This window comes from Micromonospora sp. AMSO12t (genome assembly GCF_008806585.1).
Classification (GTDB): Bacteria; Actinomycetota; Actinomycetes; order Mycobacteriales; family Micromonosporaceae; genus Micromonospora; species Micromonospora reichwaldensis.
Map to the genome: position 1 here is coordinate 1 of NZ_WAAS01000196.1, position 12,371 is coordinate 12,371.

General features: G+C 74.3%; 11 protein-coding genes. 6 read left to right on the forward strand and 5 right to left on the reverse strand.

What is annotated here, in order from left to right:
- Positions 1-271: 271 nt before the first annotated feature.
- Both F6X68_RS23620 and F6X68_RS23625 read left to right on the forward strand, forming a co-directional pair.
- Positions 272-769, forward strand: a complete 498-nt coding sequence (locus tag F6X68_RS23620; RefSeq protein ID WP_225852387.1) for a PT domain-containing protein — start codon at positions 272-274, stop codon at positions 767-769.
- A 141-nt stretch (positions 770-910) separates the two neighbouring features.
- Positions 911-2,152 (forward strand): ATP-binding protein, encoded by a 1,242-nt coding sequence (locus F6X68_RS23625; protein WP_151456334.1) that lies wholly within the window; start codon positions 911-913, stop codon positions 2,150-2,152.
- 26 nt (positions 2,153-2,178) lie between these two features.
- Here the strand turns inward: F6X68_RS23625 and F6X68_RS23630 are convergent, their stop codons facing one another.
- Positions 2,179-2,733 carry a GNAT family N-acetyltransferase gene (locus F6X68_RS23630; RefSeq protein WP_151456335.1) on the reverse strand — a complete coding sequence of 185 codons (555 nt, stop codon included), beginning with the start codon at positions 2,731-2,733 and terminating at the stop codon, positions 2,179-2,181.
- A gap of 125 nt (positions 2,734-2,858) precedes the next feature.
- Here F6X68_RS23630 and F6X68_RS23635 point away from each other — a divergent pair, with 125 nt between their 5' ends.
- On the forward strand, positions 2,859-3,404 hold the full coding sequence (locus F6X68_RS23635) for a DoxX family protein (RefSeq protein WP_151456336.1): 546 nt from the start codon (positions 2,859-2,861) through the stop codon (positions 3,402-3,404).
- Between the two features lie 215 nt (positions 3,405-3,619).
- Positions 3,620-5,062, forward strand: coding sequence for a glycosyltransferase 87 family protein (locus F6X68_RS23640; RefSeq protein ID WP_151456337.1), 1,443 nt, complete (start codon positions 3,620-3,622; stop codon positions 5,060-5,062).
- Positions 5,063-5,078: 16 nt separating this feature from the next.
- Here F6X68_RS23640 and F6X68_RS23645 read toward each other — a convergent pair whose 3' ends face one another.
- The 4 genes from F6X68_RS23645 to moaC form a co-directional block, all read right to left on the reverse strand.
- Positions 5,079-5,528 (reverse strand): molybdenum cofactor biosynthesis protein MoaE, encoded by a 450-nt coding sequence (locus F6X68_RS23645; RefSeq protein ID WP_151456338.1) that lies wholly within the window; start codon positions 5,526-5,528, stop codon positions 5,079-5,081.
- Entirely contained in the window at positions 5,525-6,784 is a 1,260-nt protein-coding gene (locus tag F6X68_RS23650) for a molybdopterin molybdotransferase MoeA (protein ID WP_151456339.1), read from the reverse strand. The genes F6X68_RS23645 and F6X68_RS23650 overlap by 4 nt, the downstream gene beginning before the upstream one ends.
- Before the next feature lie 82 nt (positions 6,785-6,866).
- The gene (locus F6X68_RS23655) at positions 6,867-7,337 is read right to left on the reverse strand and encodes a molybdenum cofactor biosynthesis protein B (protein WP_121399159.1); all 471 of its coding nucleotides are present in this window, start codon (positions 7,335-7,337) and stop codon (positions 6,867-6,869) included.
- Complete coding sequence (gene moaC, locus F6X68_RS23660; RefSeq protein WP_151456340.1) at positions 7,334-7,825, reverse strand: cyclic pyranopterin monophosphate synthase MoaC; 492 nt, start codon at positions 7,823-7,825, stop codon at positions 7,334-7,336. Before moaC ends, F6X68_RS23655 begins: the two co-directional genes overlap by 4 nt.
- An 892-nt stretch (positions 7,826-8,717) precedes the next feature.
- On the opposite strand from moaC, the gene F6X68_RS23665 reads away from it, so the two are divergent.
- Positions 8,718-11,222, forward strand: coding sequence for a putative bifunctional diguanylate cyclase/phosphodiesterase (locus F6X68_RS23665; RefSeq protein ID WP_370518978.1), 2,505 nt, complete (start codon positions 8,718-8,720; stop codon positions 11,220-11,222).
- A gap of 65 nt (positions 11,223-11,287) precedes the next feature.
- A partial coding sequence (locus F6X68_RS23670; RefSeq protein ID WP_151456341.1) for a glycosyltransferase 87 family protein occupies positions 11,288-12,371 on the forward strand: 1,084 nt, incomplete at its 3' end.

Sequence of the window (12,371 nt, forward strand, 5' to 3'; positions counted from 1 at the left end):
CCCGCCGCCCACGTCCGGGGCCGGGTACCCGCCGCCCACGTCCGGAGCCGGGTACCCGCCGCCGACCTCCGGGGCCGGATACCCGCCGCCCACGTCCGGAGCCGGATACCCGCCGCCCTCCTCCGGGGCCGGCTATCCGCCGCCGCCCGGGGTGCAGCCGCCGGCGGGCCAGGGGGGATACCCGCAGGCGGGTCCGTATCCGCCGGCCGGGCCGGCACCCACGCCGGGCAACCAGTGGGGCGCCCCGCCGCCGGGGCCCGGCGGGTACGCGATGCCGCCGGCCGCTCCGCCCGCGAACAAGAGCGGTGGCAAGGTCGCGCTGATCATCGGTCTGGTGGCGGTGCTCCTGCTCTGCCCGTGCCTCGGCCTCGCCGGCTGGGGATTCTGGCAGGCCGGCGACGACGACCCGGTCGCGGCCCCGACGGGGAACGCCACCGCCGGCCCGACGGGCCAGCCGACGAGCCAGCCGACGGCCCAGCCGACGAGCGAGCCCACGGACGAGCCCAGCGCGGAGCCGACCACCGCCGCACCGAGCCCCAGCAGGAAGGAGTTCGCCAAGGGCGACTGCGTGGTCAACGACGGCACGGCCAGCAAGGCCGAGCTGCGTAAGGTGCCCTGCGGTCCCAACACGTACGAGGTGCTCCTGCGGATCCCGGGCACGGCGGACGGCGACCGGTGCAAGACCCGGGCCCCGGAGGCGACCGCGAACTACGTGCACGACAACTCGATCGACTTCCTCGACTACGTGCTCTGCCTGAAGAAGCGCTGATTGCCAAAACTAGGGCTGTCTAGCATGGACGCTAGACAGCCCTAGTTTTGTGTCGAGACCGATCCCGGTGACCCGACACGCCGGTTGCCCCATCTACGGATGTCTAGTCCCCCAGCTAGACGGCCCGATACTGTGCGATGCGTGGATCCGGTCCGCAACCCGTACGCCCCGGGAGCCGGTCAGCGTCCCCCCGAACTCGCCGGGCGGGGGCGCGAGCTGGACGTCTTCGACGTCGTGCTGGAGCGCATCGCCCGGGGCCGGCCGGAACGCAGCCTGATGCTCACCGGCCTGCGCGGGGTCGGCAAGACGGTGCTGCTCAACACCCTCCGCTCCCAGGCGATCAACCACCTCTGGGGCAGCGGCAAGATCGAGGCCCGACCGGACCAGTCGCTACGCCGCCCGATCGCCGCCGCGCTGCACATGGCCGTCCGGGAGCTGGCGCCCCGGCACCGCGCGCCCGACCGGATCGACGCCTTCCTCGGCGTGCTCAGGGCGTTCGCCCAGCGGACCGCGCCGACCGGCCGCGGCACCGCCGCCCCGAAGCTGCGCGACCGGTGGCAGCCGGGCATCGACGTGCCCGCCGCCACCGGCCGCGCCGACTCCGGCGACATCGAGATCGACCTGGTCGAGCTGCTCACCGACGCCGCCGCGGTGGCCGCCGACGTCGGCACCGGCATCGCGATCTTCATCGACGAGATGCAGGACCTCGGCCCGGAGGACGTCTCCGCGCTCTGCGCCGCCTGCCACGAGCTGTCCCAGCTCGGCGCGCCGCTGATCGTGGTGGGCGCCGGGCTGCCGCACCTGCCCGCCGTGCTCAGTGCGGCCAAGTCGTACTCGGAGCGGCTCTTCCGCTACCAGCGCATCGACCGGCTCGACCGGATCGCCGCCGACCAGGCGCTCTGCGCGCCGGCCGAGCGCGAGGAGGTCGAGTACGAGCAGAAGGCGCTCGACCTGCTCTACGAGAAGTCCGGCGGCTATCCCTACTTCGTCCAGGCGTACGGGAAGGCGACCTGGGACCACGCGCCCCGCTCGCCGATCACCTCCGCCGACGTACGGGTCGCCGCGCCCGAGGCCGAGGCCGAGCTGGCCGTGGGCTTCTTCGGCTCCCGCTTCGAACGGGCCACCCCGGCCGAACGCGAGTACATGCGGGCCATGGCCACGCTGTCCCTGGTGGAGGGCGAGGCGGACGGCGGGGGACGCGACGACATGGACGCCGCCGTGCCGACGGCGGAGATCGCCCGGGCCCTCGGGCGCAAGCCGGCCAGCCTCTCCCCGGCCCGGGACGCGCTGATCAAGAAGGGCTTGATCTACTCCGGTGAACGCGGCACGGTCGCCTTCACCGTCCCGCACTTCGGCCGCTACCTGCGTACCCAACCGGCCTGACCGGCCACCACGGACCGCGCCGGGCGTCAGACCTTGGACCAGGGCGGCGGGAAGAGCACCTCGCCGCGCGGCGGCGGACCCTCGCCGCTCGTGGTCGGCGGCAGCACCAGCGCCTGCCAGGGATCGCCGAGACCCGACCAAGGGCTGGTCAGGCCCATCCGGTCGGCCCGGCCGAAGCCGAACCGGTGGTAGTAGCCCGGGTCGCCGAGCACCACCACCAGCCGCTCGCCCAACTCCGTGGCCGCCTCGATGGCGGCCTGCACCACCGCCGTGCCGAGGCCGATCCGCCGCCGGTGCGGCGCGACCGCCACGGGGCCGAGCGCCAGCGCCGGCGCGGTGTGGTCGTCGGACTTCACCCGGACCCGGGTGAGCAGGGCGTAGCCGACGACCTCGCCGCCGTACTCGGCGACCATCGCCAGCTCCGGCAGCCAGGCGTCGCTGTCCCGCAGCTCCTGGACCAGCCCCACCTCGGGCGGCGCGGTCACGTCGGGGCGGGCGAACGCGCCGGCCAGCACCCGCCGGACCGCGCCGGTGTCGGCCGGGTCCTCGGGTCGCAGCCGTAGCGTCGTCACGCGGGGCACGTTACCCCTCACAGGCCGTCCATCAGCGACGGTCGCTCGAATCGGCGTGGCGCGAGGTGCACGTCCGCCGATCCGGATCGGCGGTTGCGGGGGTAGCCGGGCCGACGACGGGGTATGACTGACCCATGAAACCCGTACGTTCCCTCGCCCGCGCCATGCTGAGCGGCATCTTCGTGGTCAGCGGGTTCACCAACCTCCGGAACCCCGGGCGGCTGGTCCCGGCCGCGAAGCCCGTGACGGACCGGGTGACTCCGCTGCTGGAGAAGGCCGATCCCCGCATCCCCACCGACACCGAGACGCTGATCCGCGTCAACTCGGCGGTGCAGGTCGGCGCCGGGCTGATGCTCGCCACCGGACGGTTCGCCCGGCCGGCGGCGCTGGTCCTGGCCGGCACGCTGGTCCCGGTGACCCTCGCCGGGCATCCCTTCTGGAACAACGACGACCCGGCGGCACGGCGCAACAACCAGATCCACTTCCTGAAGAACCTCGGCCTCTTCGGCGGGCTGCTGCTCGCCGCCGCCGACACCGGCGGCAGGCCGGGGCTGCGGTGGCGGACCGGTCACCGGATCGGCCACTCCCGACGTTCCGTGCAGCGAGCCGTCCGTACCGCCCGCAGGGAGGCCCGGATCGCCGTACGATCGGCAGCGACGGCCCGTCGACTGCCTGGCTGACCTGCGTCGATACCTCCCCCCGCCCGGGCCTTCACGTGTCAACGCCGCGAATCACCTGAACCACCCGACAGGCGTTAACGCGGTGGAAATGTCAAAAACATGTGTGGGATCGGACACGGTCGCATAACGCGGGAGGCATTAACGTGAGGCGCCGTTCTAGGCTCCGTGCAGGACCTGGACGGGTAGGACGACCTTGGTACGGGGGTGGCCACGCCATGCCGGCGACCGTCGGAAGACGGGTGGACCGCCTCGCCCCAGTCCGTCGCGTAACGCGTGGGATCGATCGTAGGACAGTCGTACGGGCTGGCATCGTGGCCGCCGTCGCCTATGCCGCATGGCTCGCCATCGGTGCTTTCGGGCGGCCGTACAACTTCTTCGACATGAAGATCTACCACGGCGCGGTGGTGTGGTGGGCGAGCGGTCACGAGCTCTACGAGTTCATCGCACCCGGCACCACCCTGGGCTTCACCTACCCGCCGTTCGGTGGTCTGGTGATGCTGCCGATGGCGCACCTGCCGGTCGAGCTGGCCGGGATGGTCAACGCGCTCGCCAGCATCGCCGCCCTGGCCGTCGTGCTGGCCGGGCTGCTCCGCCCGATCGTCGACCGGCTCGGCTGGCCCCTCTGGTTCACCGTGGGGATCGCGACGCCGCTGGCGGTCGCCGTCGAGCCGGCCCGGGAGACCCTCGGCTACGGCCAGGTGAACCTGCTCCTCTTCGCACTGATCATGGCCGACCTGATCGGCCTGCGCTGGCGGGCCCGCCGGGGCACCCACATCCCCCCGACCGACGGCCCGCTGCTGCGCTTCGTCTACAGCGGGGCGTGGGCCGGTGTGGGCATCGGCCTGGCCACCGCCGTCAAGCTGACCCCGGCGCTGTTCATCGCCTACCTGATGATCACGCGGCAGTGGCGTGCCGCGACCACCGCGATCGGCACGGTGATCGCGGTGACCGTCGGTTCCTTCGCGGTCGTCGGCACCGAGTCGCGGGCCTACTTCGGCGGCGTGCTCTGGCAGACCGAGCGCGTCGGGGCCGCCGACATGACGCCCAACCAGTCGCTGGCGGGGCTGCTGGCCCGGCTGTACGACTCGATCGAGACGCCCGGCCTGCTCTGGCTGGCGTTCTCGGTGCTGATGCTGGCGGTCGGTCTCTCCCGCGCCGTCAACGCCCGCGCCGACGGCGACGAGCTGACCGCGTTCACGCTGGTCGGCCTCACCGCCAACGTGATCAGCCCGATCTCCTGGACGCACCACCTGGTCTGGGTGATCCCGGCGATCATCGTGCTGGCCGACGCCGCCGTACGCCGCCGCGAGGCCAGCCGCGGGTTGGCGCAGCGGGCCGGCCAGGGCGGGTACGGCGGGCCGCCGGGGGTGACGGGGCTGCGCCCACCGATCTGGTACCCGACGCTGACCGGGCTCCGGCACGGCGTCGCCGCCGTCGGGCTCTACCTGCTCTTCCTGGTCTCCCCGATCTGGCCGTACGAGCACCAGCTCCCCGAGGTGTCGCACTACCAGGACGGCCTCTTCGGCGCCCTGATGGAGAACTCGCTGGCGCTGGCCCTGATCCTGCTGGTCGCCGCCCTGCCGTGGCGCCCCGGCGCCGAGCCGGCCTTCTACGCCGACCGGTTCGGCCGGCAGGCCGCGCCGAGCCTGCGCCGCTGACCGGATGGGCCGCCCCTCAGGGGCAGTTCACCCACTCCTCGGTGCCGTCGGCGAAGACCTGTCGCTTCCAGATCGGCAGCCGCGCCTTGACCTCGTCGACCAGTCGGGCGCAGGCCGCGAACGCGGCGGCCCGGTGGGCGGTGCTGACGGCCGCCACCAGGGCCGCGTCGCCGATGTCGAGCGGGCCCAGCCGGTGCGACACGGCGACCGCGTACACGTCCGGGTCGGCGGCTATCTCGGCCGCGACCTCGCGCAGGATCCGCCCGGCGCTCGGGTGGCCCTCGTACTCCAGGCTGGTCACCGCCCGGCCGTGGTCGTGGTCGCGGACCACCCCCTGGAACGAGACCACCGCGCCGGCCCGGCGGTCGGCGACCGCCGCCTCGTGCGCGGCGAGGTCGAGCGGCCGGTCGGTGACCTCGCCGAACGTCGCGGGCCGGCCCGACGCGTCGGTCGTCGGCGTGGTCACCACGCACGCTCCCCGGGCAGCAGCGGCAGCGGTACGACCGGCACCCGGTCCCCCGGCTCGCCGGAGGTGCCGGGGCGGATGACGGCGAACCCGTCGGCGCCCGCCAGCCCGCGCAGCATCGCCGAGCCGACGTGCCGGACCGGGTGGGCGGTGCCGGCGGTCCGGTCCAACCGGACCAGCGCCAGGTGGGTGTACGCGCCCCGGCCGCGCACCGGCTCGGCGAGCGTGACGTGCGGCAGCACCGGCATCGGGCGGCCCGCCAGGCCGGCCAGCAGCGGGGCGACCAGCGAGACCAGGGCGACGATGGCGGACTGCGGGTTGCCGGGCAGCCCGGCGACGAACCGGACCCGGCCGTCGGCGTCGACCAGCCGCGCCAGCAGCATCGGGAAACCGGGCCGCACCGCCACCGTGTTGACCACGTAGTCCGCGCCGAGCGCCTCCAGCGTGGGATGCAGGTGGTCGACCGGCCCGTGCATCGTGCCGCCGGTGGTGCACACGAGGTCGGCGGTGCTCAGCGCCGCGCGCAGGGCGGCCACGTGCGCGGGGAGCGTGTCCGCCACCGGTCCGACCACGTCCGACGGGCGGACCAGGCAGCCGTACCGGCGCAGCCAGGCCGGCACCGCCGGCCCGAGCGCGTCGCGCACCCGCCCGGCGCCGGGCGGGCCGGCGGTCAGCAGCTCGTCGCCGAAGACCAGCAGCGCGGCGCGGGGCTGCCGCCGCACCAGCAGGCTGTCGTGCCCGCAGGAGGCGGCCAGGCCGATCAGCGCCGGGTCCACCGGCGTGCCGGCGGGGACCAGTTCCTCCCCGGCGTAGGCCTCCTCGCCCGGCTCGCGCCACTCCGGCGCCGGCCGCGGCGTGCCGTCGACGAGGCCCTCCGGCGTACGACGGGACTCCTCCACCCGCAGCACGGCCGTGGTGCCCTCCGGCACCATCGCGCCGGTGGCGATCTCGACGGTCGTCCCGTCGTCGGTCAGCGGGGCCGGGGTGCCGCCCGCCAGCACCCGCCCGACCGGGCGCCACGGCCCGGTGCCGCGCACGGCCCAGCCGTCGACGCTGGAGGTGGGGAAGGCGGGCAGGTCCGTACGGGTGGCCAGCGGCTCGGCGAGGGTGTGCCCGTCGATCTCGGCGAGCGGCCGGCTGACGGCGGGGAGCGCGGCGGCCAGGCCGACCGCGTACACCCGGGACCGGGCCTCCTCCCAGCCGGCGGGCGGGGGCGCGGTGGCCGGCTCGGCGGCCGGGGCGGTTTCCGTGCTCACCGGCCGAGCCTAACGGTGCGGCATGCCGGCCGCGCCGTCAGCGGCGCCGCGCCCACCGGTTGGTCGCGGCCCTCCCGCGTCGTCAGTGGTCGCCGCCGCGGAGCTGGTCGACGGCGTGGCGGAGGATCGGCCCGAGCACGGCGAGGCCGTCCCTGGCCCCGCCGGTCGACCCGGGCAGGTTGACCACCAGCATCCGGCCGACGACGCCGGCGAGCCCCCGGGAGAGCGCGGCGGCGGGAACCTTGTCGCGGCTGTGCGCCCGGATCGCCTCGGCGATGCCGGGGATCTCGTGATCGAGCAGCGCCCGGGTCACCTCGGGGGTGCGGTCGGAGGGGTTGATCCCCGTACCGCCGCTGGTCAGCACCACGTCGATCCCGTCGGCCAGGGCGGCGCGCAGCGCCTCGCCCACGGGCTCGCCGTCGGGCACCACCACGGGCCCGTCCACCTCGCAGCCGAGGTCGCGCAGGCCCGCGACGAGCAGGGGACCGCTGGTGTCCGCGTAGACCCCCGCCGCGGCCCGGTTGGACGCCACGACGACCCGGGCCCGGATCACGGCCGCTCCTGCGGGCGGACCCACAGGCCGGTCTTGCCGCCCTCCTTGCGCAGCACCCGGACCGCGTCGACGCTGGCCGCCGGGTCGACCGCCTTGACCATGTCGACGAGCGCCAGCCCGGCGACGGCCACCGCGGTCAGCGCCTCCATCTCCACGCCGGTGCGGTCCGCCGTCCGCGCGGTGGCGGTGATCTCGACGGTGTCGTCGGTGAGCGTCAGGTCGACCGTGACGCCGTGCAGGGCGATGGGATGGCAGAGCGGGATCAGGTCGGGGGTGCGCTTCGCGCCCATGATGCCGGCGAGGCGGCCGACCGCCAACGCGTCGCCCTTGGGCAGCCCGTCGCGGCGCAGCAGCTCGACGACCTCTGGCGTGGTGCGGAGCCGGCCGGCGGCGACGGCCAGGCGGCCGGTGACCGCCTTCGCGGAGACGTCGACCATGCGGGCCGCGCCCGCCGGATCGACGTGGGTGAGCTGCGCGGGATCGGTCACGCCCGCGAGCCTATCTTTCCGGTACGGGTGCAGGGGATCACCGGCGCGGGCACGCAGCGTCGCGCGCCGGGCGACGGTCGGCCCCGCACCGGCTGAACCGACGTGCCTTTCGCGCGACGGCCGCGACTCCGGGCGAGTGGGCCACCCCTATCGCGAATTCGGAACGCGTTTCCGGCCCGTTGTCCCGCGGCCGTTTCCATCCCACTTCATGGACCGGGCCGATAGCCCTCCCTTCCCGGTGGACGGTGGCTCGGCATGCCGTCCTCGAACGACGGACGTCATTGACTCCGCAACGCCACGGAAGCGATCATCACCATCGGGAGAATCTTCCGGCCGTATCGATCGGGGCGGCAACGGGCAACATACGGAGTGCATCTTGCTCCGGTCGTTCCGTGACCTCGCCGGGAGCGGCGGCAGGCGGTGAGCGCTGACGGAACCACCCGGGCGGATGGGCGTACCGGCACGGAAGCGGTGGCCCCGACCACGCGATGTGCCCAGGACACGGGCCACGACCCGGTGCCACGCCGTCGGCCGCTGCAAACTGCACCGTCGTGTCCGATGCGCCGGCGCCGCCACCGGTTCATTATCTAGCGTTAACCGGAAGTCGGCAGAAACACAGCACTGAGTTCCCGGCCAGAAGCAGAAAGTCACGTCGCAGGGCACGGTTCTCATCCATTGCCCATAGTCACATATATCCCTCCATAATTGGCCGAACCGCACTTAGGCTGTCGGCGTCGCGGAACACAGCCGCGCAAGAGCCAACGCGAAACCGGGGAGGGATAGCGATGTCGGCACACGAGTGGAACTGAGCATTGTGGCTGGCGCGTGACCGCGGGTAATCTTGGCGTGCTTTGCAGTCGGAAGCAGTCGGGATGCCGTGACACGACTGAACGTGGGCAAGACAGAGGCCGAGCGGCGGCTCACGCTGCACGTCGGCCTCGTCTGCGTTGCGGCCGCCATCGCGGCCGCCCTGTGTCTCCGCGAGCTGACCCAGCTGGGCTGGTCACGCAACCACCTGACGCTCTCGCTCACTCTGATCTGTCTGGCTTTCCTCGCCATGACGATCAAGTGGCGGATCCGGATTCGCGCGACGGTCCACGCGATCTCCTGGAGTGAGACAGCGATCATCCTGAGCCTGGCGGTTGCGCCAACTCCGCTGGTGATCCTGACCACCGGCATCGGGGTGGCGATAGCCCAGTACCTCGCCAAGCTCCCGCCCTTGAAGGCCGCCTTCGGCGTGGCCAAGACCATGCTGCTGGCGGTGGGCGGCGGAGCAGCCCTCCACGCGGCCGGAGGATCGCCACCGATCACCGACCTGTGGCCGGCCCTCGGCCCGATCGGGGTCGCCTACGCCGTCACGGTGGTCCTCGACGAAGTGCTGACCCTCCCGGTCATCGCACTCGCCACGGGCACCCGGCTCAGGCAACTCTTCCGCGAGGACCTCGGGCTGCGCCTGACGAGCGCGCTGGCGCGCTTCGTCCTCATCGTCACCACGTTGTTCATCCTCCATGGGGACCCCCGGCTCCTGCTGGCGGTGCCGCCCCTCGTACTCAGCCTCCACCTGCTCTACTCCAACCGGGTCAAGGCCCGCACCGAGCAGCAGGCGTGGCAGCGGCTGGCCCGCACCACCGACGCGCTCAACGTCGTCGACCTGGACAAGGTCCTCACCACCGCGGTCACCCAGGCCGCCGAGCTGTTCTCCGCCGACGAGGTGGAGATCGAGCTGCGCGACGGTGGCCGGACAGTACGCGGCGGTGCCGTCGCCATCACGTACGACGGGCCGGCCGGCGAACCGACCGCCGTGGACGGCACCGTGGTCCCCGCCGCCCTGGAGGGGCACGACCGGACGGTCGACGTGGGCGTACTGCGGCTGCGGTTCCGGGGGCCCGTGCAGCTCTCCGAACGGGAGCAGTACACGCTGCGCACCTTCGCCTCGGCGCTCTGCACGGCGGTACGCAACGCGCAGGCGTACGCCGAGCTGGCCCGGGTCGCCGACGAGCACGCGTACGCCGCCACCCACGACGCGCTGACCGGGCTGGCCAACCGCCGGCACCTGCTCGACCAGGGCACCGAACAGCTCGACACCCGGCACGCCGACGGGGTGACCGCACTGGTGCTGATCGACCTCAACCACTTCAAGGAGGTCAACGACACCCTCGGGCACGCCGCCGGGGACCACGTCCTGGTGCAGGTCGCCGAGCGGCTGCGCGACGCCGCCCAGGAGGGGGACCTGGTGGCCCGGCTCGGCGGCGACGAGTTCGCCGTACTCCTGCGGGGTCTGCCGGCCCCCGCGGTGGCCGCGCACCGCGCGGAGACCCTGCTCGCCACGCTGCACGAGCCGTTCGACCTCGACGGCATGCGGATCAGCGTCGAGGCGAGCGGCGGGATCGCCGCCGCACCCGCCACCGGCGGCATGCCGGAGCTGCTGCGCCGCGCGGACGTCGCGATGTACCAGGCCAAACGGGCCGGTCAGCGGACCTCGACGTACGCACCGACCCGCGACACCGCCGACCTCGGCCGGCTCACCCTCGGCGGCGAACTGCCGCGCGCCGTCGCCGACCACGAGTTCACCGTCAACTTCCAGCCCATCGTCGACCTGGGCAGCGGCCGGGTCACCGGCGCGGAGGCCCTCGCCCGCTGGCACCACCCCACCCACGGAATGATCGACCCGCTGCGCTTCCTGGAGGCGGTGGAACGCTCGGGCCTGCTCCCCGCCTTCGCCGAGGCGATCCTCGACCAGGCCCTGATCGCGGCGGGCAGCTGGCGGGACGCCGGCTTCGACGTGCCCGTGGCGGTCAACGTGTCGCCGCGCAGCCTCCTCGACGCCCGCTTCCCCGGCTCCGTGCTCGCCCGGCTGCGGGCCCACGACCTGCCCCCCGACCGGCTGGTGCTGGAGCTGACCGAGACGCTCACCCTCAGCCAGCTCGACGTGGTCGACCGGGTGCTCAGCCGGCTGCGCGACGAAGGGGTCCGGCTGGCGCTCGACGACTTCGGCACCGGCTACTCCTCCCTGTCGCTGCTCTCCCGCATCCCCGTGCACGAGCTGAAGATCGACCGCAGCTTCGTGACCGCCATGGAGACCTCCGCCGAGGCCGCCGCCGTCATCCGCTCCACCCTCGACCTGGGCCGCAGCCTCGGGCTCGACGTGGTGGCCGAGGGCGTGGAGAGCGAGCCGCAGCGCCGGGCCCTCTGGGAGCTGGGCTGCACGGCCGGCCAGGGGCACCTCTTCGCCCGGCCGGTGCCCGCCGGCACGCTCCTCGCGGCGTTCCGGCGCGGCTCCGGGGGCAGCCCCGGCACCCTCGCCCCTCCACTGCACGACGCCGGCGCCGTGATCCGGCTCGCCCCGGGCCGCCGGCCGGGCGGGCGTGGCCGCACCGACCGCCACCTGCCCGCCTGACGCGGCGGCAGGCGCCAACTGCCCGCCTGACGCGGCGACGCGCACCTGCTGCCAGACTGGCCCGCGTGACCGCCGCCCCGACCGCCCGCCGCCGTGGCTGGCAGCGCCTCGACTCCGCCGCCGGCGGCCTCGCCCTCGACCTCGGCCTGTACGCCGGGTCGGCGGCGTTCGCCGCGATCACCGCCGCCACGTCCACCCTGCTCCCGCACCGGGCCTGGGGCGCCGTCGCCGCCGTCGGATACCTCCTCGCGGCCCTCGCCGCGACCGGCCAGCTCCTGCTGCGGCGGCGCGACCCCGGCTCGTCGCTGACCGGGCTGCGGGCCCGCTGGGCGGTCACCGGGTTCGCCTGGTTCGCCACCGCCCTGCTGCCGCTGGCCTGGCAGAGCATCCAACGGGCCGGCGGACGCACCGACCGGGCGCAGGAGGAGGTGCTGGTCGTCGAGGAGTCCGGCCGGCGGCTCGTCGACACCGGCACGCCGTACCTCGGACACGACGCGATCGCCGCCCTGCCACCCGGCGAACAACTGCTCGGCTACACCCCCTACCAGCCGGGAATGGCACTGTTCGGGCTGCCCCGGGCGGCCGTCGACGCCTGGTGGACCGACGCCCGCGTCTGGTTCGCCGTCGGGACCGCGCTGGCGCTCGCCCTGGCCGTCCGCGCCGTCACCCGCGGCGCACGCCGGAGGGCGGACGACCACACCGGCGCCGCCCTGCTCCGGGGCGTACAGGCCGCCACCGTCCTCCCGATCTGCGCGCTCACCCTCGCCACCGGCGGCGACGACCTGCCCGTACTCGCGCTCTGCCTGCTCGCCCTCGCCCTCGCCGCCGCCGGCCGGCCGGGCCGGGCCGGTCTCGCGGTCGGCCTGGCCGGGGCGCTGAAGCTCTTCGCCTGGCCGGTCGCCCTCGTGCTGATCATCTGGGGGCTGACCCGGCGGGCCGGCCTGCGGGTCGCCGCGGGCGCGATCGGCGTGCCCGCCGCCGCGCTGCTGCCGGCCATGCTCGTCGACCGCGACGCGCTGGTCGAGAACGTGCTCCGCTTCCCGCTCGGGCACGGCCTGGTGACCAGCCCCGCCCAGTCGCCGTTCCCCGGTCACCTGATCGCCACCGCGCTGCCCGCCGGCCGCGCCGTCGCCGTCGCCCTCCTGCTCG

Bases quoted from the DNA above. Each gene is read 5' to 3' on its own strand.
- F6X68_RS23635 (WP_151456336.1), top strand. From the start codon at position 2,859: ATGAAACCCGTACGTTCCCTCGCCCGCGCCATGCTGAGCGGCATCTTC.
- F6X68_RS23620 (WP_225852387.1), top strand. From the start codon at position 272: ATGCCGCCGGCCGCTCCGCCCGCGAACAAGAGCGGTGGCAAGGTCGCG.
- F6X68_RS23640 (WP_151456337.1), top strand. From the start codon at position 3,620: ATGCCGGCGACCGTCGGAAGACGGGTGGACCGCCTCGCCCCAGTCCGT.